The 24325-nt window shown below is 76.6% G+C and carries 20 protein-coding genes; 11 read left to right on the top strand and 9 right to left on the bottom strand.

Features of this window, described 5'->3' with window-relative positions:
- Positions 1-50 precede the first annotated feature (50 nt).
- Positions 51-512, top strand: coding sequence for a twin-arginine translocase TatA/TatE family subunit (locus tag EBO36_RS11795; protein WP_122824792.1), 462 nt, complete (start codon positions 51-53; stop codon positions 510-512).
- Between the two features lie 175 nt (positions 513-687).
- Here EBO36_RS11795 and EBO36_RS11790 read toward each other — a convergent pair whose 3' ends face one another.
- Genes EBO36_RS11790 through EBO36_RS11780 form a run of 3 tightly spaced genes read right to left on the bottom strand, consistent with a single transcriptional unit; the run spans position 688 to position 3683 of the window.
- Entirely contained in the window at positions 688-1812 is a 1125-nt protein-coding gene (locus EBO36_RS11790) for an Mrp/NBP35 family ATP-binding protein (protein ID WP_122824791.1), read from the bottom strand.
- A 46-nt stretch (positions 1813-1858) separates the two neighbouring features.
- Positions 1859-2401, bottom strand: coding sequence for a DUF1003 domain-containing protein (locus EBO36_RS11785; RefSeq protein WP_122824790.1), 543 nt, complete (start codon positions 2399-2401; stop codon positions 1859-1861).
- Positions 2394-3683, bottom strand: a complete 1290-nt coding sequence (locus EBO36_RS11780) for a magnesium transporter MgtE N-terminal domain-containing protein (protein ID WP_122824789.1) — start codon at positions 3681-3683, stop codon at positions 2394-2396. The genes EBO36_RS11785 and EBO36_RS11780 overlap by 8 nt, the downstream gene beginning before the upstream one ends.
- Positions 3684-3807: 124 nt before the next feature.
- Here EBO36_RS11780 and EBO36_RS11775 point away from each other — a divergent pair, with 124 nt between their 5' ends.
- Together EBO36_RS11775 and EBO36_RS11770 are read left to right on the top strand one after the other, a co-directional pair.
- Positions 3808-4488: a YflT domain-containing protein gene (locus EBO36_RS11775; RefSeq protein WP_187695813.1), complete on the top strand. Its 681-nt coding sequence runs from the start codon at positions 3808-3810 to the stop codon at positions 4486-4488.
- Entirely contained in the window at positions 4485-5294 is an 810-nt protein-coding gene (locus tag EBO36_RS11770) for a sugar phosphate isomerase/epimerase family protein (protein WP_206515489.1), read from the top strand. Before EBO36_RS11775 ends, EBO36_RS11770 begins: the two co-directional genes overlap by 4 nt.
- A gap of 34 nt (positions 5295-5328) precedes the next feature.
- Here EBO36_RS11770 and EBO36_RS11765 read toward each other — a convergent pair whose 3' ends face one another.
- Complete coding sequence (locus tag EBO36_RS11765; RefSeq protein ID WP_122824788.1) at positions 5329-6852, bottom strand: aminopeptidase P family protein; 1524 nt, start codon at positions 6850-6852, stop codon at positions 5329-5331.
- 75 nt (positions 6853-6927) lie between these two features.
- Here EBO36_RS11765 and EBO36_RS11760 point away from each other — a divergent pair, with 75 nt between their 5' ends.
- Together EBO36_RS11760 and EBO36_RS11755 are read left to right on the top strand one after the other, a co-directional pair.
- Entirely contained in the window at positions 6928-7770 is an 843-nt protein-coding gene (locus tag EBO36_RS11760; RefSeq protein WP_122824787.1) for a PHP domain-containing protein, read from the top strand.
- Positions 7767-8390 carry a MarC family protein gene (locus EBO36_RS11755; protein WP_122824786.1) on the top strand — a complete coding sequence of 208 codons (624 nt, stop codon included), beginning with the start codon at positions 7767-7769 and terminating at the stop codon, positions 8388-8390. The genes EBO36_RS11760 and EBO36_RS11755 overlap by 4 nt, the downstream gene beginning before the upstream one ends.
- A 62-nt stretch (positions 8391-8452) precedes the next feature.
- Here the strand turns inward: EBO36_RS11755 and EBO36_RS11750 are convergent, their stop codons facing one another.
- A complete protein-coding gene (locus tag EBO36_RS11750; protein ID WP_122824785.1) occupies positions 8453-10138 on the bottom strand; it encodes a DEAD/DEAH box helicase in 1686 nt (561 codons plus the stop codon).
- Between the two features lie 192 nt (positions 10139-10330).
- On the opposite strand from EBO36_RS11750, the gene EBO36_RS11745 reads away from it, so the two are divergent.
- Entirely contained in the window at positions 10331-11002 is a 672-nt protein-coding gene (locus EBO36_RS11745) for a ferritin-like fold-containing protein (RefSeq protein WP_164471459.1), read from the top strand.
- A 116-nt stretch (positions 11003-11118) separates the two neighbouring features.
- Here EBO36_RS11745 and EBO36_RS11740 read toward each other — a convergent pair whose 3' ends face one another.
- Positions 11119-11460 carry a DUF3107 domain-containing protein gene (locus tag EBO36_RS11740; protein ID WP_338142415.1) on the bottom strand — a complete coding sequence of 114 codons (342 nt, stop codon included), beginning with the start codon at positions 11458-11460 and terminating at the stop codon, positions 11119-11121.
- Between the two features lie 6 nt (positions 11461-11466).
- Between EBO36_RS11740 and EBO36_RS11735 the strand changes: the two genes are divergently transcribed.
- From EBO36_RS11735 to EBO36_RS11725, 3 genes are all read left to right on the top strand, one after another.
- Positions 11467-14652, top strand: a complete 3186-nt coding sequence (locus EBO36_RS11735) for an ATP-dependent helicase (protein ID WP_122824782.1) — start codon at positions 11467-11469, stop codon at positions 14650-14652.
- Positions 14649-17939 carry an ATP-dependent helicase gene (locus EBO36_RS11730; protein ID WP_122825640.1) on the top strand — a complete coding sequence of 1097 codons (3291 nt, stop codon included), beginning with the start codon at positions 14649-14651 and terminating at the stop codon, positions 17937-17939. Before EBO36_RS11735 ends, EBO36_RS11730 begins: the two co-directional genes overlap by 4 nt.
- A gap of 65 nt (positions 17940-18004) precedes the next feature.
- Entirely contained in the window at positions 18005-18814 is an 810-nt protein-coding gene (locus EBO36_RS11725; RefSeq protein ID WP_122824781.1) for a putative protein N(5)-glutamine methyltransferase, read from the top strand.
- On the opposite strand, the gene EBO36_RS11720 is transcribed toward EBO36_RS11725, so the two are convergent.
- Both EBO36_RS11720 and EBO36_RS11715 read right to left on the bottom strand, forming a co-directional pair.
- The gene (locus EBO36_RS11720; RefSeq protein ID WP_122824780.1) at positions 18807-19187 is read right to left on the bottom strand and encodes a DUF2255 family protein; all 381 of its coding nucleotides are present in this window, start codon (positions 19185-19187) and stop codon (positions 18807-18809) included. The genes EBO36_RS11725 and EBO36_RS11720 overlap by 8 nt on opposite strands.
- A 68-nt stretch (positions 19188-19255) precedes the next feature.
- Complete coding sequence (locus tag EBO36_RS11715) at positions 19256-20602, bottom strand: phosphotransferase (RefSeq protein WP_122824779.1); 1347 nt, start codon at positions 20600-20602, stop codon at positions 19256-19258.
- Between the two features lie 140 nt (positions 20603-20742).
- On the opposite strand from EBO36_RS11715, the gene nudC reads away from it, so the two are divergent.
- Entirely contained in the window at positions 20743-21699 is a 957-nt protein-coding gene (nudC, locus tag EBO36_RS11710) for an NAD(+) diphosphatase (RefSeq protein WP_222928719.1), read from the top strand.
- A gap of 36 nt (positions 21700-21735) precedes the next feature.
- Here nudC and EBO36_RS11705 read toward each other — a convergent pair whose 3' ends face one another.
- Entirely contained in the window at positions 21736-21960 is a 225-nt protein-coding gene (locus tag EBO36_RS11705; RefSeq protein WP_122825639.1) for a mycoredoxin, read from the bottom strand.
- 133 nt (positions 21961-22093) lie between these two features.
- Here EBO36_RS11705 and EBO36_RS11700 point away from each other — a divergent pair, with 133 nt between their 5' ends.
- On the top strand, positions 22094-24142 hold the full coding sequence (locus tag EBO36_RS11700; protein WP_122824777.1) for an ATP-dependent helicase: 2049 nt from the start codon (positions 22094-22096) through the stop codon (positions 24140-24142).
- Positions 24143-24325 lie beyond the last annotated feature (183 nt).

Genomic DNA, 24325 nt, shown 5'->3' with positions numbered 1-24325 from the left:
CCCCGCGCGGGCCGGGGTCGCTGCGCCCCACGCGTGCCTATCCTGGTCCCGTGCCGATCAGCGGGTCGGAGGCCTTCGTCCTCCTCATCATTGCCGTGCTCGTCGTCGGCCCGGAGCGCCTGCCCGCCTACGCGGAGCAGCTCGCCCGGCTCGTCCGCGAGCTCAAGGCGATGGCCACCGGGGCGCAGGAACGCCTGCGCGCCGAGCTCGGCGACGAGATGCCCGACCTCGCCGCCCTCGACCCCCGCCAGTACGACCCGCGCCGCATCGTGCGGGAGGCGCTCATGGACGACGCCCCCGCGCACACCGCGGCGAGCTCGCGCAGCGCCGCGGGCACCCTGCGCTCCGGGGCCACCCGGGCGGCGGCGGCCGGTGGGGTCGCGGCGGCCGGTGGGGTGGCCGCGCCCCGCACGAGCCCGGCCAGGACGAGCGCGGCCGGGGGCGTCCCTGCGGCCGGGGCCAGCGCGGCCGCGGACACGAGCGCACCCCCGTTCGACGACGAGGCGACCTGACGGCCCGACCCGCGCGAGGCTAGGCCCCGCGAGGCTGGGCCCCCGCGAGGCTGGGCGGCCGCGAGGCTGGGCGGCCGCGAGGCTGGGCGGCCGCGAGGCTGGGCGGCCGCGAGGCTGGGCGGCCGCGAGGCTGGGCGGCCGCGAGGCTGGGCGGCCGCGAGGCTGGGCGGCCGGCTCAGAGCGGGCTGAGGCCCAGCGGCCGGCCGGCGAGCGAGCGCGAGCGCGCGGTGAGGGCGGACGAGACCGCCCGCAGCGCCATGGCGGCGGGGGAGGTGCTGCCCGACAGGACGAGCGGCACGCCGGTGTCGCCCCCCTCGCGCAGCCCCACCTCGAGGGGCACCTGGCCGAGCAGCGGCACCGGGTAGCCGAGCGACTCGCCGAGCCGCTCGCTCACGCGCTCGCCGCCGCCGCTGCCGAAGATCTCCACGCGGGAACCGTCCGGCTGCTCCAGCCAGGACATGTTCTCCACGACGCCGACGACGTGCTGGCGCGTCTGGGTGGCCAGCGAGCCGGCCCGCTCCGCCACCTCGGCGGCGGCGAGCTGCGGCGTGGTGACGACCAGCAGCTCCGCGCCGGGCAGCAGCTGGGCGACGGAGATGGCGATGTCGCCCGTCCCCGGCGGCAGGTCGAGGAGGAGGACGTCGAGGTCCCCCCAGAACACGTCGGCGAGGAACTGCTGCAGCGCGCGGTGGAGCATGGGCCCGCGCCAGACGACGGGCCGCCCGGCGGGGGCGAACATCCCGATGGAGATGACCTTCACCCCGTGCGCCACGGGCGGCAGGATCATGTCCTCGACCTTGCTGGGCGGGTGCTCCACGCCGAGCATGCGGGGGATGGAGAAGCCGTAGATGTCCGCGTCGACGACGCCCACCTTGAGCCCGTCGGCGGCCATCGTCGCGGCGAGGTTGGCGGTGACGGAGGACTTGCCCACGCCGCCCTTGCCCGAGGTCACCGCGTAGACGCGGGTGAGCGAGCCGGGCTGGGCGAAGGGGATGACGGGCTCGGCGACCCCGCCGCGCAGCTGGGTGCGCAGCGCCTTGCGCTGCTCGTCGCTCATGACGCCCATCTCGACGTGGACGCCGCTGACCCCGGCGACCTTGCTCACCGCGGCGGTGACGTCGTTGGTGATGGTCGAGCGCAACGGGCAGCCGGCGGTGGTGAGGTCGATGCCCACCGTGACGGCGCCGCCGTCGGCGACGTCGACGGAGCGGACCATGCCCAGGTCGGTGATGGGGCGCCGGATCTCCGGGTCGAGGACCGTGGCGAGGGCAGCGGTGAGCGACTCGGTGGTAACCGTCATGCCTCCATCGTAGGTCGCCGCCGACGGCCGGCGACCGTGCCCTGGGTCACACCCGGCGGCGCCCGTCGGGCTCCCGGGGCGCGCCTGAGTCCCCGCCGTGGCCCGAGCCGGCCTCGCGCTCCTCGGTGAGCTCCTCGAGCAGGGTGCGCAGCTCCGACCGGACGAAGTCGCGGGTGGCAACCTCCCCGAGGGCGGTGCGCAGGGCGGCCATCTCGCGGGCGAGGTACTCGGTGTCGGCGAGGTTGCGCTCGGCGCGCTGGCGGTCCTGCTCGGCCGCGATGCGGTCGCGGTCGTCCTGCCGGTTCTGCGAGAGCAGGATGAGGGGCGAGGAGTAGGACGCCTGGAGCGAGAGCATGAGCGTGAGCGCGGTGAAACCCAGGGCGGCGTCGTCGAAGCGCAGGTGCTCCGGGGCCAGGCTGTTCCAGCCGAGCCACAGGGCGCAGAACACGGTGAGGTAGAAGAGGAACCGCGGCGTGCCCATGAACCGGGCCGTCCCCTCGGAGACCCGGCCGAAGAACTCGGGGTCGATGCGCCACCGGTCGAGCCAGCGCCGGCGCGCCTCGAGCGGGGTGTCCATGCGCTCAGCCATGGGCGCTCCTCGTCATCGCCTCGTCCGTGCGGTCGGCGTCCGCGTCGCGCCAGTCGTCGGGCAGGAGGTGGTCGAGGACGTCGTCGACGCTCACCGCACCGAGGAGCCGCCGGTCGGCGTCGACGACGGGCAGCGCGGTGAGGTTGTACGTCGCCAGCAGCCGGGTGACCTTGCCAATGGCGTCCTCGGGCAGGACGGGCTCGATGTCCCGGTCGAGGAACGAGCCGATGAGCGCGTGCGGCGGCTCGCGCAGGGCGTGCTGGAGGTGGACGACGCCGAGCAGGGTGCCGGTGGGGGTCTCCAGCGGCGGGCGGACGACGAAGATCATCGTGGCGAGCGCCGGCGTGACGTCGATGCGGCGGGCCGTCGCCAGCGCCATGGCCACCGTCGCCTCGGGCGCGAGGATGATCGGCTCGGTCGTCATGAGGCCGCCCGCGGTGTGCTCGCCGTAGGCGAGGAGGCGCCGGACGTCGTCGGCCTCCTCGGGCTCCATGAGGTCGAGCAGCTCCGTGGCGCGGGCGGTGGGCAGCTCGCTCACGAGGTCGGCGGCGTCGTCGGGCTGCATGAGGTCGAGGACGTCCGCGGCCCGCTCCGCCAGGAGGCCGGAGACGATGCTCACGCGGTCCTCCTCGCCGAGCTCCTCGAGGACGTCGGCGAGCACGTCGTCGGTGAGGGCGGCGGCCACCTCGACGAGCCGGCTGGCAGGGAGGTCGTGGAGCTGGTCGGCGACGTCGGCGGGCTTGAGGCCCTCGAAGGTCGAGATCAGCGCGAGCGCCCCCTGCTGGGCGCGCTCGCTGCCGAGGCCGCGCACCGCCGCGACGTCGACGAGCAGCGTCTCCCCGCGCCGGCGCCGCAGGCCCCGGCCGGGCGGGAGGCGACGGACGAAGAGCTGCGTCACCACCCAGTCCCGGTTGCGCTGCTGCTCGAGCGCGACGTCCTCGACGACGGCGGGGCCGGACCCGTCGACGAGCTCCACCTCGCGGTCGAGGAGCTGGGCGACGACGAGCGTCTCGGTGGCGCGCTGCTCGAACCGTCGGACGTTGAGCAGGCCCGTGCTGAGGACCGCCCCCGCCTCGATGCTCACCACCCGGCTCAGCGGCAGGAAGACGCGTCGTTTGCCGGGGACCTCGACGACGAGGCCGACGGCGCGGGGCGTGCCCGTGGGGCGCACGAGCGCGACGACGTCGCGGACGCGGCCGACGCGGTCGCCGAGGGGGTCGAAGACGTCGGTGCCGGCGAGGCGCGCGACGAACACACGCGCCGGGGACGTTCTGGCGCTCATGGCGTCAGCCTAGGCGCACGGCCGCCGCCCGCCCTCCCGCGCCTCGCCCCGCGTGCCCGCGGCGATCCGCGGGCACGCGGGGCACTCGGTGGCGAGGCCGGGCGCCGCGGTGGAGAATCGCGGTATGTCACCGACGAGTCGTACCGCCCTGCCGACGACCCCCACCTTGCCCAAGGGCACCGCGATCGCCTCGTTCGAGACCTACCTCGAGGCCCAGAAGGCGGTCGACCAGCTCTCCGACCGTGAGTTCCCGGTCGAGCACACCACGATCGTCGGCACCGACCTACGCATGGTCGAGCGCATCACGGGGCGCCTGACGTACCCGCGGGTCGCGCTCGCCGGCGCCATGTCCGGGGCCTGGTTCGGCCTGTTCGTCGGCCTGCTCTTCGGGCTCCTTGCCGAGGGCAGCATCCTGCTCATGCTCCTCCCGGCCCTCGTCATCGGTGCCGCGTTCGGCATGCTCTTCGGCCTCGTCTCCTACGCGTTCACCGGCGGCAAGCGCGACTTCACCTCCTCCAGCCAGGTGGTCGCCGGCCGGTACTCGCTGCTGTGCGAGGAGGAGCACGCCGGCCAGGCGCGCCAGCTGCTCGCCGAGGCCGGCATCCGCGGTTCGGCCCCGCTCTCCGCCGGGCCGACGGCGCCCACCGCGCCCCCCGGGGCGGGGTCCACCGCGATGGGGTCCACCGGCACCCCCGCCGAGCCGCCCCGGACCCGGTCCGCCCCGCTCGAGGACGCCCACGGCAACCCGCTGTACGGTCAGCGGCTGCCCAGCACCCCGTCAGGCGAGGAGCGGTCGCCCGAGTGAGCGGCACCAGCGTCGCCCTCTCGACGTCCTCCTGCTACCCGGAGGGCGTCGCCAGCGCCTTCGAGCAGGCGGCCCGGCTCGGGTACGACGGGGTCGAGGTCATGGTGTGGCGGGAGCCTGCCACCCAGGACGTCGACGCGCTGCGCGACCTCGTCCAGACCCACCAGGTGCCCGTCCTCTCGGTGCACGCGCCGACCCTGCTGCTCACCCAGCGGGTGTGGGGGCGCCAGCCCTGGGGCAAGGTCGACCGCTCGGTCGAGATGGCCCAGGCGCTCGGCGCGCCCGTCATCGTCGTCCACCCGCCCTTCCGGTGGCAGACCCGGTACGCCCGCGGGTTCGTCGACGGGGTCGCGGCCCGGCAGCGGGAGACGGACGTGAAGATCAGCATCGAGAACATGTTCCCGTGGAAGGCGCGCGCCCAGGACGACGGCCGGGCGGTCAAGGAGCGGGCGGCCTACCTCCCGCACTGGAACCCGGTGCCGCTCGACTACGCGAACGTCACGCTCGACCTCTCGCACGCGGGCATCTCCGGCCTCGACGCCCTCGCTGCGGCGCGCGCGCTGGGACCGCGGCTGGCGCACGTCCACCTCACCGACTCCACGGGGTCCAACCGCGACGAGCACCTCGTCCCCGGCCGGGGCACGCAGCCGTGCGCCGAGCTGCTCGCCGAGCTCGGCCCCCTGGGGTTCACCGGGTCCGTGGCCGTGGAGGTGACCACGCGCCGGCTCACCCCGCAGGAGCGGGAGGAGGCGCTGGCGGGGTCCCTCACGTTCGCCCGCCAGCACCTCGGTGCGCGCACGCCCTGAGGGCGTCAGCCCGTGCGCGCACGCCCGGACGGCGTCAGCGCAGCCCGGCCATCCACGTCTCGACGTCGTCGGGGTCGCGCGGCAGGGCCGCGGAGAGGTTCTCCACGCCGTCGGCCGTGACGAGGACGTCGTCCTCGATCCGCACGCCGATGCCGCGCAGCTCCTCGGGGACGGTGAGGTCGTCGGCGCGGAAGTACAGGCCGGGCTCGATGGTGAAGACCATCCCGGGCACCAGCTCCGCCTCGAGGTACATCTCGCGCCGGGCCTGGGCGCAGTCATGGACGTCGATCCCGAGGTGGTGGCTCGTGCCGTGCACCATCCAGCGCCGGTGGAACTGGCCCTCGGGCGCCAGTGACTCCTCCGCGCTCCCGGGGAGCACGCCCCACTGCGCGAGGCGGTCGGCGAGGACCTCCATCGCCGCCGCGTGGACGTCCTTGAAGCGGGCGCCCTTCGTGCCGGCCCGGGCGAAGGCGGCGTCGGCGGCGTCGAGGACCGCCTGGTAGACCTTGCGCTGCGCCTGGGTGAAGACCCCGTCGACGGGCAGCGTGCGCGTGATGTCGGCGGTGTAGAGCGAGTCGACCTCGACGCCGGCGTCGATGAGGACGAGGTCACCGGGCCGGACGGGGCCGTCGTTGCCGATCCAGTGGAGGGTGTTGGCGTGGTTGCCGGCCGCGGCGATGGTGTCGTACCCGGTGCCGTTGCCCTCCTCGCGGGCGCGCGCCCCGAACGCGCCCTCGAGGACCCGCTCGCCGCGGTGGTGCTCGACGGCGCGCGGCAGCGAGCGCACCATCTCGGCGAAGCCCTCGGCGGTGGCGGCCACGGCCCGGCGCATCTGGTCGACCTCGTAGGCGTCCTTGACCAGCCGCAGCTCCGAGAGCGCCTCGGCGAGGGCGGCGTCGGCCTGCTCGGTCTCCTCCTGGCCCCGGCGGGCGGTGGCGACGAGCGCCTCGACCGCGGCGTCGGCCTGCGGGACGACGCGCAGCTGCACCCCGCCGCGGCCGGCGTCCTTGGCCAGGGCGTCGGGGAGGGCGTCGATGTGGGCGCACCGCAGACCGGTGGCCGCCTCGACCTCCTCCAGGCTGGGGCGCTCCCCGACCCACAGCTCGCCGTAGCGGGCGTCGGCGTAGAACTCCTCGGTGTCGCGGCCGGCGCGCGGGCGGAAGTAGAGGACCGCCTCGTGAGTGCCGTCGCCGTCGCCCTCGGCGAGCGGGTGGAGGACGAGGACGGCGTCGGGCTCCTCGTCCGTGCCCAGGCCCGTGAGGTGCGCGAACGCGGAGTGCGGCCGGTACCGGTAGTCGGTGTCGTTGGAGCGCACGACGAGCGGGCCGGCGGGCACGACGAGGCGCTCACCCGGGAAGAGCGCGCCGATGGCCGCCCGGCGGCGGGCGGCGGGCTCGGCGGACGGGCGGCGCGCGGGCAGGGCGCCGGTGCGCGGGCCCCACCCGCCGGCGATGAACGCGCGGAAGGCGTCGGACGAGGGCCGCTGGGACCGGTTGTCGCCCCGCTCGGTGAGGGGCTGCGTGGTGGTGGCGGCGTCGGGTGTGGTGTCCGTGCTCATCCCCCTATGGTGGCACCGCTCACGCGCGGGCGGGGGAGCGGCGGGGCAGGGGCGCGCCGCGGTTAGCCTGAGCGGGTGACCGTTGACCCCCACACGCACTCCAGCATCTCCGACGGCACGCAGTCCCCGACCGAGCTCCTCCGCGCCGCGCGGGCCGCCGGCGTCGACGTGCTCGGGCTCACCGACCACGACACGAGCGCCGGCTGGGCCGAGGCGGAGGCCGCCGTGGCCACCACGGGCGTCTCCCTGCTGCGCGGGAGCGAGATCTCCTGCTCGGCGTCGGGCATCAGCGTGCACCTGCTGTCCTACCTCCACGACCCCGACGACCCCGTCCTCGCGGCGGAGCTCGCCCGCGCCCGGGCCTCGCGCGTCGACCGTGCGCGGCTCATGGTGGAGCGGGTCGCCGAGGACTACCCGCTCACCTGGGCCGACGTCGAGGCCCAGCTCGAGCCGGGTGCGACGGTGGGCCGCCCGCACATCGCCGACGCCCTCGTCGCCCTCGGGCACGTGCCCGACCGCAGCGCGGCCTTCGCCTCGATCCTGTCCGCCGCGGGCCCGTACTACGTGCGGTACTACGCGCCCGACGTCATCGCCGCGGTCCGCGCCGTGCGGGCGGCGGGCGGGGTGCCCGTCATGGCCCACCCCTTCGCCAGCGTGCGGGGCCGGGTCGTCGCCGTGGAGGTCATCGAGGCGATGGCCGACGCCGGCCTCGCGGGCCTCGAGGTGGACCACCGCGACCAGAGCCCCGCCGAGCGGGCCGAGCTCCGGGCGATCGCCCGGCGGCTGGGGCTGTTCACCACCGGCTCGAGCGACTACCACGGGGCCGGCAAGCCCAACCGGCTCGCCGAGCACACGACGACGCCCGAGGTCCTCGCGGCGATCGAGGAGGCCGGCCGCCTGCCCGTGGTGCGGCCGTGACCGACGTCGTCAACCTCACCCTGCTCTCGACGACGTTCTTCACGCTCTTCGTCATCATGGACCCCCCGGGCATCGTCCCGGTCTTCATCGCGCTCACGTCGACGATGACGGCGAAGGAGCGCAAGCGCGCCGCGCTCCAGGCGACCTCCGTGGCGTTCGGCGTCATCGCCGTCTTCACCGTCTTCGGCCAGTACATCCTCGGGTTCCTCCACATCTCGGTCCCGGCGCTCCAGCTGTCCGGCGGGCTGCTGCTGCTGCTCGTCGCCATGGAGCTGCTCACCGGGAAGGCGGAGGAACCGCAGCCGGCGGGGGCCGGGAAGGTCAACGTCGCGCTCGTCCCGCTGGGCACCCCGTTGCTCGCCGGACCGGGCGGCATCGTCGCGGCGATGCTCGCCGTCGAGGGCGCCGACCGCCCCGCCGACTACGTCGCCATCGCCCTGGCGATCGTCGGCGTGCACGTCGCGCTGTGGGCGGCGATGCGCTTCTCCTCGGTGATCCACCGGGTGCTCGGCGAGGGCGGGACCACGCTGGTCACGCGCCTGGCGGGCCTGCTCCTCGCCGCCATCGCCACCCAGCTCATGGCCGACGCGGTCTTCACCTTCATCGACATGCACGCCTGAGGCCACCGCAGACGACGAACCGGCCGCCACCCCCAGGGGTGACGGCCGGTTCGTCGTTCGGCTCAGGCCTGCGGCTGGTCGCCGCGCACGCCGCTGCGGGTCCGGCGGCGGCTGCGCGCGCGGCGCGGGCGCTCCTCGCCGGCAGCCCCGTCCGGCGCGCCCTCGCGGGGACCGCTGTCCGGGGCGCCCTCGCGGACGCTGCCCTCGCGGACGCTGCCGGAGCGGCCGCCCTCACGGCCCCCGCCCTCACGGCCCCCGCCCGAACGGCCGCCGTCACGGGCGCCGCCGGAGCGGGCCTCGCCCCGGCCACGGCCGGCGCTCTTGCCGGTCTCGCCGAGGTCCTCGACGGCCTCCGCGGAGAGCCCGGCGCGGGTGCGCGCGCTGCGCGGCAGGCGGCCCTTCGTCCCCTCGGGGATGTCGAGGTCGGCGAACAGGTGCGGGGAGGTCGAGTACGTCTCCACCGGCTCGGCCCGGTCGAGGCCCAGCGCCTTGCTGATGAGCCCCCAGCGGGGCAGGTCGTCCCAGTCGACGAAGGTGACCGCCGTGCCGGTGTTGCCTGCCCGGCCGGTGCGGCCCACGCGGTGGAGGTAGGTCTTCTCGTCCTCGGGGCACTGGTAGTTGATGACGTGCGTGACGTCGTCGACGTCGATGCCGCGGGCGGCGACGTCGGTGGCGACGAGGACGTCGACCTTGCCCGAGCGGAACGCCCGCAGGGCCTGCTCGCGCGCGCCCTGGCCGAGGTCGCCGTGGATGGCGGCCGAGGCGAACCCGCGCTCGGCGAGGTCCTCGGCCACGCGGGCGGCGGTGCGCTTGGTCCGCGTGAAGACGATGGTGAGGCCGCGCCCGCGGGCCTGGAGGATGCGGGCGAGGACCTCGACCTTGTCGAGGGCGTGCGCGCGGTAGACGACCTGGCGGGTCGCCTTGACGGTCGCGCCGTCGTCGTCGGGGTCCTGCGCGCGGATGTGCGTGGGGCGGGACATGTACCGGCGCGCGAGCGCCACGACGGCGCCGGGCATGGTCGCCGAGAAGAGCATGGTGTGCCGGTGCGAGGAGGTGCTGGCGAGCAGCGTCTCGACGTCGGGCAGGAAGCCGAGGTCGAGCATCTCGTCCGCCTCGTCGAGGACGGCGGTGCGCACGTTCGACAGGTCGAGGATGCCCTGCTTGAGCAGGTCGATCATCCGGCCGGGCGTGCCGACGACGACCTCGGCGCCGCGCGCGAGCGCGTCGACCTGGGGCTCGTAGGCGCGGCCGCCGTAGACCTGGACGATGCGCACGGAGCGGCGGCGGGCGGCGGTGGCCAGGTCGCCGGCGACCTGGACCGCGAGCTCGCGGGTGGGGACGATGACGGCGGCCTGGGGCTTGCCGGGCGCGGCGAGCTCGTCCCAGCCCGGCTCGTCCGGGCCGACGGTGTTCTGCAGCAGCGGGATGCCGAAGCCGAGCGTCTTGCCGGTACCGGTCTTCGCCTGGCCGATGATGTCGTGGCGGGCCAGGGCCACGGGCAGGGTGAGCGCCTGGATGGGGAACGGGTGGGTGATGCCCACGTCCCGCAGGGCCTCGGCGATGGCGGCCGAGACGCCGAAGTCGGCGAAGGTCTTCTCGGGGGCGAGCGCCTCGTTGGACGTGTCGGTGATGTCGGTGTCGATGGTGTCGATCCCGGCGTCGGCGAGCGCCGCGGAGTCGGCCGCGGTGCTGATGTCGAGGCGGGTGTCACCCGTGGGCGTGACGACGCCCGAGGTGGTGTCGGTCATGACGGTATGGGGCCAATCGGTCGTGGCGGGCGCCGCCCGGGAGCCGGGGCTCCGGGGCACTCCGCCGGGTCGTGGCAGCCGATCGTGATCATGTCGCGCCGCGTGAGCGGCGAGGATGGGCTTCCACGTGACGACCGGGCAACCGTGTACGGCGACCATCCTAGCGCGCGGGCGCGAACTACGCTGGGGGGTATGCCCGATGCCCTTGCTGACGTCCCCCTGCCCGCCGGACCGCCCGAGGACCAGGGTCGTGAGGTCGCCCTGCTCGCGCTCGTGGCCGCCGGGGTGCTCAGCTCGTTCACCGGCCTGGCCGACGACGCGGCCAGCGCGCCCGACGTCGTCACCCGGGTCGCGCTCACCCGCATGGCCGGCGCCCTGCCCGCGCACCTCGACCCCATCGAGCGCGCGGCCGTCGCCCGCTCGGCGGACCTGGGGCAGCAGGCCGCGCCGTTCCTCGCCCTGCTCGCCGACGTCGACGCCCGCACCGCCGGCGGGGACTGGTGGGAGCGGGTGGTGAAGACCTACGTCGCCGGCGGGATGGTCATCGACCTGCACCGCGCCCTCAGCGAGGGGGTGGACGAGGACGTGCGGGCCGTCGTCACCGGCGCCCTCGTCGAGAACGGCCACGCCGCGTGGGTGGTCGCCACCCTCGGCCCGGTCCTCGCGGCCGAGCCGCAGCTGGCCGCGCGCCTGGCGCTGTGGGGCCGGCGGGTGGCGGGGGAGGCGCTGAGCCTCGCGCAGACCGTCGTGCGCACGCGCCCGGACCTCGTGGCGGGGCCCCCGGACGCCGCCGTCGCGGGGCTGCTCAGCGCGATGACCGGCGGCCACGCGCGGCGGATGGGCCGGCTGGGCCTCACGGCCTGAGCCCACGGGTCGGGTGACCCGGGTGCGACCGGCCGGCCGGTTGCACGGCGGGGCTGGGCCCTGCCGCGGAGGTGGGCCTCACGGCCGGGCTGGGCCCGGCCGTGAGGCGGTCGCGCTCAGGCGACGCCGAAGCCCACCCGACGCGGCTCGTCCGAGCCGACCTCGACGTAGCCGACCGCCTGGGCCGGGACGACGATGCGGCGCCCACGGTCGTCGGTGAGGACGAGGCTGGTCCCGTCGGTGATCGCCTTCTCCACGGCCGCGACCACCTCCTGGGCGCTGGCCGAGGACTCGAGCGTCAGCTCGCGCGCGACGTTCCGGACGCCGATGGTGATCTCCACGTGGTCTCTCTCCTCGCCTGGAGCGGCACTGGGCCGCGGGTGCTCCTGCTGGCTGGTCCATCGTAGGTGCCACGCCGGGACGTGCTCGCCGACGATGTCGGCGGTCCGTGATTGCATCGAGGCATGCTCGACTCCACCGGCACCCGCCTCCGCCTGCGTCGGCCCGCGCCGGCGCCGGCGCCGCCGCGGCTCGACGAGGCGCAGGCCGCCGTCGTGGGCACGCCCGCGGGCACCGGGCACCTCCTCGTCGTCGGCGCCCCGGGGACCGGCAAGTCGACGACGGCGGTGGAGACCTTCCTCGCCCGGCACGAGCGCGGGGTCGGCGGGCCGAGCGTGCTGCTCGTGCCCACCCGCCGCGGGGCCGCCCGGGTGCGCGACGTCGTCGCGGCCCGCCTCGCGGCCACGAGCGCGGACGTCGTCGTGCGCACCCCGGCCTCCTTCGCCCACGCCGTCCTGCGCCTGCGCGCCGCCGAGCTGCACGAGCCGCCGCCGACCCTCATCACCGGCCCCGAGCAGGACGCCGTGCTTGCCGAGCTCATCGCCGGCCACCTCGACGGACTCGGCGCGTCCATCGGCTGGCCGTCGACGATCAGCGCGGACACGCTCGTCCAGCCGGCGTTCCGGGCCGAGCTGCGCGACCTCCTCATGCGCGCCGCCGAGCTGGGGCTCACCCCTGCCGAGCTGGCCCGGCGCGGCCGCCGGCACGGCCGCCCCGACTGGGAGGCCGCCGCCCGCCTCCTCGCCGAGTACGAGGCCGTCACCGCCCTGGGCGACCTCACGCCGGACCGGGGGGCGCGCTACGACGCCGCCCGGATCATCGACGAGGCGACGAGCGCCCTGCGCCGCTGGGAGCAGGACGTGCCCGGGCTGCCCCGCCCCCGCTGGGGGACCGTCGTGGTCGACGACTACCAGGACTCCACCCTCGCCACCGCCCGGCTCCTGCGGGTCCTCGTCGACGACGGCGCCGAGCTCGTCCTCCTCGGCGACCCCGACGCCGGCGTCCAGGGGTTCCGCGGCGGCACGCCCGCTCTCGTGGGGGCGGCGCAGACCGACGCCCCGGTCGGGGGCTTCGGGGCCCGGCGGGTGGACCTCACCCGCGTCTGGCGCGGCGACGAGCGGCTCCGGGAGGTCGCCCGCCGGGTGACCGCCCGCATCGGCACCCAGGGTGTCGCCGCGCACCGCTCGGCCGCGGCGCGACCGGCGGTTCCGGGCCCGGCGGGGGACGGGGACGAGGCAGCGCCGGGCGGGGTCGAGGCCGCCGTCCTCGGCAGCGGCGCCCAGGAGGTCGCCTTCGTCGCACGGCGGCTGCGCGAGGAGCACCTGCACCACGGCACGGCGTGGGACCGGATGGCGGTCGTCGTGCGGTCCACCGCCCAGGTGGGGACGGTGCGGCGCGGGCTGGCGACCTGGGGCGTCCCCGTCTCCTCCGACGCCGGCCAGGGCGTCCTGCGCGCCGAGCCCGCCGTCCGGCCGCTGCTCACCGCGCTCCGGGCGGTCGTCGCGGACCTCGGCGCCGCCGAGGCGGTCGAGCTGCTGTGCTCGCCGCTGGGCGGGATGGACGCCGTCTCCGTGCGCGGGCTGCGCCGGGCCCTGCGCGCCGCGGAGATCGGGGACGGGGAGGACGCCGTCGTCGCCGTCCTCATGGACCCCACGCTCGCCCAGGCGCTGCCCGCGCAGCACCGCTCCGGCCCGGCGCGGGTGAGCCGGATCCTCGCGGCCGGGCGCGCCGCGGTGGGCCGCCCCCAGGTGGGGGCGCGCGAGGTGCTGTGGGAGCTGTGGCACGCCAGCGGCCTCGCCGGGCCGTGGCGGCAGCGGGCGCTCGCGGGCGGTCCGGGCGCCGACCGGGCCGACGCCGACCTCGACGCGCTCATGGCGCTCTTCCGCGCCGCCGAGCAGTTCGACGAGCGGCACACGGGCGCCGGGCCGGGCGCGTTCCTCGCGCACGTCCTCGCGCAGGACCTGCCCGCGGACAGCCTCGCCGCGCGCTCGCAGCGCACCCAGGCGGTGCAGGTGCTCACGCCGGCGGCCGCGAGCGGCGAGGAGTGGGACGTCGTCGTCGTCGCGGGGCTGCAGGAGGACGTGTGGCCGGACCTGCGCCTGCGGGACTCGCTCCTCGGCTCGCGTCTCCTCGTCGACCTCGAGGCGCACCGGTCCACGGCCCGTGAGGGCGCCCTCGAACGCACCGTCGCCCGCCGGGAGGTGCTCGACGACGAGCTGCGCATGCTCGCCGTCGCCCTCACCCGGGCGCGGCGCCGGCTCGTCGTCACCGCCGTCCTCGACCTCGACCAGCGGCCCTCGGCGTTCCTCGAGCTCGTCGCCGGGTCGCCGGAGTCGGCCACCCTCGTGCGCGAGGTGCCGCCCGCCCTCGACCTGCGCGGGCTCGTCGCCGAGCTGCGCGCCGAGCTCGACCGTCCGGGCGACGGGGAGGCGGGCGAACGGCGCGCGGTCGCGGCGACCCTGCTCGCCTCCCTCGCCCGCACCGGCGTCGCGGGCGCGGACCCGCGGGAGTGGGCGGGGCTCGAGGCGCCCACCACGGCCGAGCCCCTGCGCGGCGAGGACGAGCCGGTCCCGGTGAGCCCCTCGAGCGTGGGCATGGCCGAGGCGTGCCCCCTGCGCTGGGCCCTGGAGACCGCCGGCGGCCGCGGCGAGGACTCCCTCGTCCAGTCGCTGGGGACCCTCGTCCACGAGATCGCCGCGGAGCTGCCCGGCGGCAGCGTGGAGGAGCTGCGCGCCGCCCTCGACGCCCGCTGGAGCACGCTCGGTGTGCCCGACGGCTGGGCCGGGCGGCGGACCCGGGCCGAGGCGGACGCGATGGTCGAGCGCCTCGCCGCCTACCTCGCCGCGCACCCCGGGGAGGTCGACGTCGAGGTGCCGTTCCGGGTCGACGTCGGCCGGGCCCGCCTCGCCGGTCGCATCGACCGCGTCGAGCACGTCCCCGGGGACGCGTCCGCCGTGCGGGTGGTCGACCTCAAGACCTCGAAGAACCCCGTGAGTGCCGCCGAGGGGCAGGCCAACCCCCAGCTCGCCACCTACCAGGTGGCCATCGAGGCGGGGGCCCTGGGCGAGGACGCCCGCAGCGCCGGGGCGCGCCTGGTCTACCTGGGCACCGGGTCCGGCAAGGCCACCACGCGGACCCAGGCGCCGCTCGCGGAGGCGGAGGAGCCTACCTGGGCGCACGACCTCGTCGCCCGGGCGGCCGAGTCCATGGCGGGGGCGACGTTCACCGCCCGGGTCGGGCCCGCGTGCCCCACCTGCCCCGTGCGGACCAGCTGCCCCGCCACGTCGGAAGGACGGCGCACCAGCGCATGAGCACGCCCACCATGCTCCTCGGGGCCACCGAGATCGCCCGGCTCCTCGGCCAGCCGGAGCCGACGCCGGAGCAGCAGGCCGTCATCGAGGCACCCCCGCAGCCCCTGCTCGTCGTCGCCGGGGCCGGCTCCGGGAAGACCGAGACCATGGCCGCCCGGGTCGTCTACCTCATCGCCAACGGGCTCGTCACCGCACCCGACGTCCTCGGCCTCACCTTCACGCGCAAGGCGGCGGCCGAGCTGGCCGACCGGATCCGCCGGCGCCTGCGCCAGCTCCGCGCGGCCGGGATCGAGGTCCCGCGCGCCGAGGGCGCCGACCCGGGCGTCGACGTCGACCGGCCGAGCATCGCCACCTACAACTCCTTCGCCGCCGACCTCACCCGCGAGCACGCCCTCCGGCTGGGGATGGATCCCGATGCGCGGCTCATCACCGAGGCGGGGTCGTGGCAGCTCGCCACCGACCTCGTGCTCGGGTGGCGCGCCGACCTCGACGTCGACGCCTCACCCGCGGCCGTCACCGAGGCGGTCCTCGCGCTCGCCGGCTCCCTCAACGAGCACCTGCTCACCACGGCGCAGGCCCGCGAGGAGATCGACGCGCTCGTCGAGGTCCTCGTGAGCAAGGACCCCGTGGGCCGCAAGACCTCCCCCTACGCCACCGTGGCGCAGACCGTTGCCGCGCTGCGGGAGCGGGCCGCCCTGCTCGACGTCGTCGACGCCTTCACCCGGGCCAAGCGCGAGCGGGGGCTGCTCGACTTCGGCGACCAGGTCCAGCTGGCGGCGCGGATCGCCGAGTCGGTCCCCGAGGTGGGCGCGGGGCTGCGCGAGCGGTACCGCGTGGTCCTCCTCGACGAGTTCCAGGACACCTCCGTCGCGCAGCTGCGCCTGCTCGCCGCCCTCTTCGGCGGCGGGCACGCGGTCACCGCGGTCGGGGACCCCAACCAGGCGATCTACGGCTGGCGCGGGGCCTCCGCGGCCGCCCTCGCCGACTTCCCCCGCCTGTTCCCGACGGCGGACGGCACGGCCTCGCGCACCGCGTTCCTCACGACGTCGTGGCGCAACGACGTCCGCATCCTCGAGGCGGCGAACGCGGTCTCCGCGCCGCTGCGCGTCGTGCCCGCACCGCAGGCCACCGCGCCCGGTGCGGACGTCCCCGAGCTCGCCGTCCCCGAGCTCACCGTCCCCGAGCTCACCGTCCCCGAGCTCACCGTCCCCGAGCTCACCCCGCGCCCCGGGGCCGGCGCGGGGGAGGTGCTCACCGCACTGACGACGACGCTCGAGGAGGAGTCCGCGCTCGTCGCCGACTTCTTCGCCCAGCGCTGGGACCCCACGCAGACGGCCGCGGTGCTGTGCCGCACCCGCGCCCAGTTCACGCCGATCGTCACGGCGCTGCGCGAGCGGGGCATCCCCGTGGAGGTCCTCGGGCTCGGTGGCCTGCTCGCCACCCCCGAGGTCGCCGACCTGCGGGCCACGCTCCAGGCCGCGCACGACGCCTCCCGCGGCGACGCCCTCATGCGCATGCTCACCGGGCGCCGCCTCGGCATCACCGACCTCCACGCGCTCGCCGACTGGGCCCGGGTGCTCGTCGCCCGCGAGGGCGGCGCCGTCGACGCGCGCGCCGAGGCGAGCCTCGTCGAGGCCGTGGAGACCCCACCGCCCGCCGGCTGGCGGGGCCCGGCCGGGCACGCGCTCAGCGCCGAGGGCGCCCGGCGGGTCACCGCCGTCCGCGACGTCCTGCGCCACGTGCGCTCCCTCACCTACCTCTCGCTGCCCGAGCTGCTCGCCCAGACCATCGCCGTCCTCGGGCTCGACATCGAGGTGGCCGCCCGCGCCGACGTCGTCCCCGCCCGGGCGCGCGCCAACCTCGACGCCATCGTCGACGTCGCCAGCGGCTTCGCCTCGGACGCGGAGGTGCCCACGCTGGGGGCGTTCCTCGCCTGGCTCGACGCCGCCGAGCAGCGCGAGCGCGGCCTCGAGCGGTTTGACGCCGAGCCGGAGCCGGGGGCCGTCCAGGTCCTCACTGTCCACGCCGCCAAGGGGCTCGAGTGGGACGTCGTCGCCGTCGCCGGGCTGGTCGAGACCCAGTTCCCCTCCTACGACGGCGTCCCCCGGCCCGACGGCGCGGTGCGGGCCACCGCGTGGCTCACCAGCCGGCGCGAGCTGCCCTACCCCCTGCGTGGGGACGCCGCGACGCTGCCGCACCTCGACGTCGACGCGCCACAGACCCACAAGGACATGGAGGAGGAGGTCAAGGCCTTCCGCCGTGCCGCGGGGGCGCACGCCGTCGCCGAGGAGCGGCGCCTCGCCTACGTCGCGCTCACCCGGGCCCGGAGCACGCTCCTGCTCACCGGGTCCTGGTTCCGCACCGGCAAGAAGGCGCTCGTCCCCTCCCGGTTCCTCCTCGAGCCGCGCCGGGCGGGCCTGGTCACCGAGCTCACCTGGGCGGACGAGCCGGAGGCCGACGCCACCAACCCCAGTCTCGACGCCGTCATCGAGGTGGCGTGGCCGCAGGACCCGGTGGGTGCGCGGCGGGGCCGGCTCGAGGCGGCGGCAGCCGCCGTGCGGGAGCGCGCCGGGATGGCGGTGCCGGCGCCGACCGACGTCGCCGACCCCGAGGCCCGGCGGTGGCTCCGGGACGCCGAGCTCCTCCTCGCCGAGCGGACCGAGTCCCTCTCCGCGGGGCTGGACGTCCCGCTCGGGGCGCACCTGTCCGCCTCGGCGATGGTCGGCCTCGTCCGGGACCCGCGGGCCTTCGCGCTCGAGCGCCGTCGTCCCGTCCCCGCCGCCCCCAGCGAGCAGGCCGAGCTGGGCACGCGGTTCCACGCCTGGGTGGAGCGGTACTACGCCGCCGCGACCCTCCTCGACCTCGCGGACCTCACCGACGCCGGCGAGGCGGGGGAGGACGCCGAGCTCACCCGCCTCCAGGCGACGTTCAGCGCGTCCCCGTGGGCGCAGCGCGTGCCCGTCGCGGTCGAGGTCGACGTCGAGACGCCCGTCGCCGGCACCGTGGTGCGCTGCCGGATCGACGCCGTCTTCGACGACGGCCAGGGCGTGGACGTCGTCGACTGGAAGACCGGGACGCCGCCCCGGGACAAGGCCGTGCTCGCCGAGCGGGAGATCCAGCTCGCGCTCTACCGTCTCGCGTGGGCCCGGCACAGCGGCCGGCCGCTCGCGGAGGTGCGGGCCGCGTTCTACTACGTCGGGCACGACCTCACCGTGCGCGCCGGAGACCTCGACGAGGAGACGCTCACCGAGCGGGTGACCGCCGCCATCACCCGGGCGGGCGGCTGAACCCCGCCCCCGTGCGGTGAGAACACAGGTGGTGCGCGCGCGGGCCACGGTCCAGGCTGCGGGGCATGGCTGACCCCACCGCCGCGCGGTCCGCCCGCACCGACGTCGTCGCCACCCTCCGGAGCGCCGGGTGCGTCTTCGCCGAGGAGGAGGCGGCGCTCCTGCTGGCGGCCGCGGCCGCGGGCGGGGACCTGGGCACGCTGGTCGCCCGGCGCACCGCGGGGGAGCCGCTCGAGCACGTCCTCGGCTGGGCCTCCTTCGCCGGGCTGCGGATCCGGGTGGGGGCGGGGGTCTTCGTCCCGCGCCGCCGCACCGAGCTCCTCGTGCGCGAGGCGGTCGCGGTGCCGCCGCCCGGCGCGGGCCCACCCGTCGTCGTCGAGCTGTGCTGCGGGTCCGGAGCCGTCGCCGCCGCGGTGCTGCACCGGTGGCCGGGCGCCGAGGTCCACGTCGCCGACCTGGATCCCGCCGCCCTGCGGTGCGCCCGGGTCAACCTGCCCGCGGCGCACGCGCACGAGGGCGACCTCTACGACCCGCTGCCCGGGCACCTGCGCGGCCGGGTCGACGTCCTCTTGGCGAACGCCCCCTACGTGCCCACGGCCGACCTGGGGCTCCTGCCGCCCGAGGCGCGCGAGCACGAGCCGGCCCTCGCCCTCGACGGCGGCGCCGACGGGCTCGCCGTGCTCCGCCGCGTCGTCGCGGGGGCGCCGCGCTGGCTGGCGCCGGGCGGCCGCCTCCTCGTCGAGGCGAGTGAGCGCCAGTCGGCGGACCTCCTCGCCGCCGTCGCCGCGGCCGGCCTGCACCCCCGCGTGGTGGCCGACGGCGCGACCGGGGCGACCGTCGTCGTGGGCGCGGCCCCTGGGGCCCTCCTCAGCTGAGCGCGGGCTCCAGCCGGATCGTCAGGGGCGCCACCTCGGGGCCGACGACGGTGCCGACGATCGCCGGCCCGTGCCGGTCGTACTTCGCGTGGTAGGCCGCGTCGATGTCCTGCGACCGGCCGGGGTCGGCGTCGCCGAACGTCACCTCGCGTTCCAGGCCGCCGGCGCGGACGCTCCCGGAGCCACTCTCCCGCGCCCGGCGGTACCAGGGGTTGGTCGCGCCGTAGGCGGAGCGCACGTACAGATCGTCGTCCACCCGCACCACCCAGATGGTGACGTAGGGCCGCAGCGTGCCGTCCGGGCGCCGGGAGGAGATCTCCAGCTCCTCCGCGTCGCCGATGCGGGTCAGCTCCTCGGGGGTCCAGTCGGCCATGGTGGCGTCCTCTCCGGGTGGGGACCTGAAGTCTCCACCCGGCGGCCTGCGCGAGGCAACGGGTCGGCTCAGGGCCGGTCGCCGGTGTCCTCGATCGCCGTGAACTCCTCGGTGCGGTCCGCGTCGTCGTCAGCGCCGCGGGGCAGCGTGCGGCCCGCGTCGGCCGGGCGGGTCCCCGAGGGGGCGCCCGCGTCGGTCACCGCCGCCGCGCCGGGCTCGCCGGTCCCGTCCGTCCCCGGAGTCGCCTCGGGCGAGCCGGCTGCGTCGGCCGGTTCGGCGTCGCCCCGGTCGGTCGGACGGGGCGCGTCCTGGTCGGACGCACTCTGCTCGGGCACCGCGCCCGCCTCCGGCAGCCCCGCGTCGGGCACCGGCGGTGGCGCGGCACTCGCCTCGGCGAGGCCGTCCTCGACGCCGGCGTACCCCTCGGCGTCGTCGTCCGCGTCGGACCAGGACGCCTCGCGCCCGTCGACGACCACGGGCTCGCGGAACCCGATGGGCGGCTCGTCGGCGGTCTGCCGGGCGAGGGTGGCGAGCATGGCGACGGCGTCGCGGACCACCGCCTCCTCGCCGGAGCGCACGCCGTGGAGGAGCCAGCGCGCCAGCGCCAGCTCGCTCACGAGGAGCGCGCGGTCCATGAGGTGGGAGTCGGCGTGCTCGGCGCGGGCCAGGGCGTACGCCTCCTCGACGGTGTCGAGGCACTCGGCCGGCGCCGTCGCGAGGATCCATGCGAGGTCCTCGGCGGGGTCACCCACGTGCGCCTCGGACCAGCTGAGCACCGCCGCGAGCTCGCCGCCGGCGACGAGCACGTGCTCCTCGGTGAGGTCGCCGTGCACCGGGGTCGCCCGGAACCGCCACAACGCGACGTCCTCGAGGGCCCGCTCCCACCGCTGCAGCAGCGCGGGCGGGACGTGGCCGGTCCGGGCCGCCTCGTCCACCTCGGTCAGGCGCCGGAGCCGGTACGCCTCGGCGTCGTAGACGGGCAGGCCGGCGTCCGCGACGAGCGCGGTGGGCAGCTCGTGGATCGCGGCGAGCGCGCGCCCGAGGTCGGCGGCCAGGCCGGGGCCCGCGCCGAGGTGCTCGAGGTCGAGCCGGCGCCCGGGCAGCTGGCGGTACACCATGGCGCGCCCGCCCTCGGTGAGCGGGGCGAATCCCTCGGGCCGGGGGACGTCGAAGGGAAGCGCGCCGGCCTCGGTGAGCGGGGCCAGGCGCTCCAGCAGCGCGACCTCGCCTTCGAGCGAGGCTCCGGCGGCCGGGTGGAGGGGGCAGCGCACCACCCAGCGGCGTCCGCCCGAGTCGAGCAGGCCGGCGACGGCGAAGTCCGCGGTCGTGTACTGGGGGGACTGGGTGGCGACGACGTCGAGACCGGGCACGGCGGCCGTCGCGAGGGCGGCAAGCGCGAGCGGCGATCTGGGCACGCCCTACACCGTACGGCCGCCGCGGGCCCGATGCGCGGTGCCCGCCCCGGCGAGCCACGATTCGCGCCCGCAGCGGCCGCGCGTCCCTGGGGCTGACTAGCCCCTCCGCCGCGCCACCGGCCGGCGGGCGGGCCTACCGTGTGGGCGTGCTCGACCTCCCTCTCGCCCGGTCCGCCGTCGACGTCGATGCCGACGGGCGCGTGCGCCCCGGCCTGCTCGACGAGCTCGCCGCCGCCCCCACCACCCGCGTCGCCCTCGTCCACCGTGGCCTCGTCGCCACGGCGGGCGAGGCGCTCGACCTCCTCGCGCCCGGCGACCTGCCGCCGGTCTCGTGGGCGCCGGGGGATGCCCTCTACCTCGGCCGGGACTCCGGCGCGGCGTACGTCGCCCTCGTCCTGCCCGAGACGCTGGGCTCCGAGCGGGACCTCGACGGCGCCCCGGTGGACACCGACGCCGCCCTCGTCGAGCTCGCGGCGGCCCGCACGTTCACGTCGCTGCGCGACGTCGGTGACCGGCTGGGGGACCGGGACGCCGGGCTGGCGACCACGGCGGTGGCCCTGGCCGCGTGGCACGCGCGCAACCCCCGCTGCCCCCGGTGCGGCGGCGCGATGGAGGTGGGCGACGCCGGCTGGGTGCGCCGCTGCGTCGTCGACCACTCCGTCCACTACCCCCGCACCGACGCGGCGGTGATCATGGCGGTGACCGACGACGCCGACCGGCTGCTCCTCGCCCACGCGGCGCACTGGCCACCCGGGCGGTTCTCCACCCTTGCCGGCTACGTCGAGCCGGGGGAGTCGCTCGAGGCGGCGGTGCGCCGGGAGGTCGCCGAGGAGACCGGCATCGCGGTGGGCGGGCTCGAGTACCGGGGCAGCCAGCCGTGGCCGTTCCCGTGCTCGCTCATGGTGGGGTTCGCCGCCCGCGTGGCGCCCGGGGCCGGCACCGACATCCGGGTGGACGGCGTGGAGATCGCCGAGGCACGCTTCGTCACGCGGGCGGAGCTGGCGGACGACGTCGCCGCGGGGCGGATCCGTCTGCCCTCCGGGTCGTCCATCGCCCGCGCGCTCATCGAGGACTGGTTCGGCGGCCCGCTCGGCTGAGCGCCGAGCGGGCCGGGGCGCTGAGCGGGCCGAGCGTCAGCGGGCCAGGCGCTCCTTGACGTCCGCGAGCGAGGGGTTCGTCGCCGCGGAGCCGTCGGGGAACACGACGGTCGGAACGGTCTGGTTGCCGCCGTTGACCTCCTCGACGTAGCTCGCCGCCTGGGGGTCCTCCTCGATGTTCACCTCGGTGAACGCGATGCCCGCGCCGTCGAGCTGCTTCTTCAGCCGGCGGCAGTAGCCGCACCAGGTCGTCGAGTACATCGTGATGGTGCCCTCGGCCGGTGTCGTCACGCTCACGTCAGGTCCTCTCGGTCGTCGGTCGGTCACCCCATCATCACCCCACAGGTGCTGGTGGTGCGCGCCGGTGTCGGTGACGCCTGGGAGACTGGGGGCGATGACCAGCAACGTGCCCGGCCCCGCCCCGCGCAGCAGCGAGGAGCTGCTCGCCGCCCTCGACGACGACCAGCGGGCGGTGGCCCTCTCGCTCACCGGGCCGCTGTGCGTCCTCGCCGGTGCGGGCACGGGCAAGACCCGGGCCATCACCTACCGGATCGCCCACGGGGTGCGGACCGGCGCCTACGCCGCCCCGACCGTGCTCGCCGTGACGTTCACCGCGCGCGCCGCGGGGGAGATGCGCTCGCGGCTGCGGGACCTCGGCATCCCCGGCGTCCAGGCCCGGACCTTCCACGCGGCAGCGCTGCGCCAGCTGTCCTACTTCTGGCCGAGCGCCATCGGCGGGGGCGTGCCCCGGATCCAGGAGCACAAGGCGGGGCTCGTCGCCGAGGCGGGCGGCCGGCTCGGCCTCGGGGTCGACCGGGTCGCCGTGCGCGACCTCGCCGCGGAGATCGAGTGGGCCAAGGTCAGCCTCGTCACCGCCGAGGAGTACACGACCCGCGCGACGAAGGAGGGGCGCGAGGGCGCGGCGGGCTACGACCTGTCGACGGTGGCCCGCCTGCTCAGCGTCTACGAGGACGTGAAGTCCGAGCGCGGCGTCATCGACTTCGAGGACGTCCTGCTCCTCATGGTGGGCATCCTCTCCGAGCGCGACGACGTCGCCGCCGAGGTGCGCCGCCAGTACCGCCACTTCGTCGTCGACGAGTACCAGGACGTCTCCCCGCTCCAGCAGCGGCTCCTCGACCTGTGGCTCGGCGACCGCCGGGAGATCTGCGTCGTCGGCGACGTGTCCCAGACGATCTACTCCTTCACCGGCGCCACCCCGGCGTTCCTCACCGACTTCCCCTCGCGCTACCGGGACGCGCGCGTCGTCCGCCTGGTGCGGGACTACCGGTCCACGCCGCAGGTGGTGAGCCTGGCCAACCAGGTGCTCGCCAAGGCGGGGCGGCACCGCTCCTCGGCCGCCGTCGAGCTCGTCGCCCAGCGGCCCTCCGGCCCTGCGGCCCGGTTCGAGGCCTTCGACGACGACGTCGCCGAGGCCCGCGGCATCGCGGCCCGGATCGCGGCGCTCGAGGCCGACGGCGTGCCGCGCAGCGAGATCGCGGTGCTCTACCGCACCAACGGGCAGGCGGAGGCGCTGGAGCAGGCGCTCGCCGAGGCCGGGATCGGCTACCTCGTGCGCGGCGGCGAGCGGTTCTTCTCCCGCCGCGAGGTGCGCGAGGCCGTGGCCCTGCTCCGCGGGGCAGTCCGCTCCGCCGGTGACGCCCCGATGCCCGAGGTGGTCCGCGACGTCCTCGCCGCGGCGGGCTGGGCCCCCGAGGCGCCGACCGCGCGCGGCGCGGTGCGCGAGCGCTGGGAGTCCCTGCAATCGCTCGTCGCGCTCGCCGACCAGCTGGCGGCCACCCGCCAGGCCGACATGGCCGGCCTCATCGCCGAGCTCGAGGAGCGGGCGGCCGCGCAGCACGCGCCGACCGTCGAGGGCGTCACCCTCGCCTCGCTGCACGCCGCCAAGGGGCTCGAGTGGGACGCCGTCTTCCTCGCCGGGGTGAGCGAGGGGCTGCTTCCCATCTCCCTCGCCGAGGGCGAGGACGCCATCGCCGAGGAGCGGCGGCTGCTCTACGTGGGGATCACCCGGGCGCGTGAGCACCTGATGATCTCCTACGGCCGGGCCCGGACGGTCGGCGGGCGCGCCGGCCGCAAGCCCTCGCGCTTCCTCGACGGCATCTGGCCCCGTGAGGGCGCCGCGGCCCGCCCGCGCCGGGACCGCGCCCGGGAGCGCGCGCTGCTGGCCGAGGACAGCCCGGCCGACGCCGAGCTCTTCGAGCGCCTGCGGACGTGGCGGGAGCAGGTGGCCACCGCCACGGGCAAGCCCGCCTACACCGTCCTCCACGACACCACGCTCACGGCGATCGCCACGGCGCGCCCCAAGGAGCTGCGCCAGCTCGGGGTGCTGCGCGGCATCGGTGCGGCGAAGCTCGAGGCCTACGGTCCCCAGGTGCTCGCCGTCATCCGGGGCGAGGACGTCGTCGTCGAGGCACCCGCGGACTGACGCGGAAAAGTCCGCGCGCCAGCCTGCGTAAAAAGTTTGCCCGAAAATACCTTGCCCGGCTCTGAGTGCCGGTCATAGGCTGCCCGACGACCGTGATCGACCCGGGTGTGCCTAGCCAGCACCGCAGCCCGCCACAGCCGAAGGAGGTGACCGAAGTGATCAACACTGCCAGCCGCATGGCGG

The sequence above is a fragment of the Georgenia faecalis genome (assembly GCF_003710105.1).
GTDB classification, from domain to species: domain Bacteria; phylum Actinomycetota; class Actinomycetes; order Actinomycetales; family Actinomycetaceae; genus Georgenia_A; species Georgenia_A faecalis.
The sequence above is the reverse complement of the archived record's forward strand: the minus strand, read 5'-3'. Positions and strand labels throughout refer to the sequence as shown.

Excerpts from the sequence above, each read along its gene's own strand:
- EBO36_RS11790 (WP_122824791.1), bottom strand. The coding sequence starts at position 1,812 with ATGACGGTTACCACCGAGTCGCTCACCGCTGCCCTCGCCACGGTCCTC.
- EBO36_RS11785 (WP_122824790.1), bottom strand. The coding sequence starts at position 2,401 with ATGGCTGAGCGCATGGACACCCCGCTCGAGGCGCGCCGGCGCTGGCTC.
- EBO36_RS11780 (WP_122824789.1), bottom strand. The coding sequence starts at position 3,683 with ATGAGCGCCAGAACGTCCCCGGCGCGTGTGTTCGTCGCGCGCCTCGCC.
- EBO36_RS11775 (WP_187695813.1), top strand. The coding sequence starts at position 3,808 with ATGTCACCGACGAGTCGTACCGCCCTGCCGACGACCCCCACCTTGCCC.
- EBO36_RS11765 (WP_122824788.1), bottom strand. The coding sequence starts at position 6,852 with ATGAGCACGGACACCACACCCGACGCCGCCACCACCACGCAGCCCCTC.
- EBO36_RS11750 (WP_122824785.1), bottom strand. The coding sequence starts at position 10,138 with ATGACCGACACCACCTCGGGCGTCGTCACGCCCACGGGTGACACCCGC.
- EBO36_RS11745 (WP_164471459.1), top strand. The coding sequence starts at position 10,331 with ATGCCCGATGCCCTTGCTGACGTCCCCCTGCCCGCCGGACCGCCCGAG.
- EBO36_RS11740 (WP_338142415.1), bottom strand. The coding sequence starts at position 11,460 with ATGCAATCACGGACCGCCGACATCGTCGGCGAGCACGTCCCGGCGTGG.
- EBO36_RS11735 (WP_122824782.1), top strand. The coding sequence starts at position 11,467 with ATGCTCGACTCCACCGGCACCCGCCTCCGCCTGCGTCGGCCCGCGCCG.
- EBO36_RS11730 (WP_122825640.1), top strand. The coding sequence starts at position 14,649 with ATGAGCACGCCCACCATGCTCCTCGGGGCCACCGAGATCGCCCGGCTC.
- EBO36_RS11725 (WP_122824781.1), top strand. The coding sequence starts at position 18,005 with ATGGCTGACCCCACCGCCGCGCGGTCCGCCCGCACCGACGTCGTCGCC.
- EBO36_RS11720 (WP_122824780.1), bottom strand. The coding sequence starts at position 19,187 with ATGGCCGACTGGACCCCCGAGGAGCTGACCCGCATCGGCGACGCGGAG.
- EBO36_RS11705 (WP_122825639.1), bottom strand. The coding sequence starts at position 21,960 with ATGTACTCGACGACCTGGTGCGGCTACTGCCGCCGGCTGAAGAAGCAG.
- EBO36_RS11700 (WP_122824777.1), top strand. The coding sequence starts at position 22,094 with ATGACCAGCAACGTGCCCGGCCCCGCCCCGCGCAGCAGCGAGGAGCTG.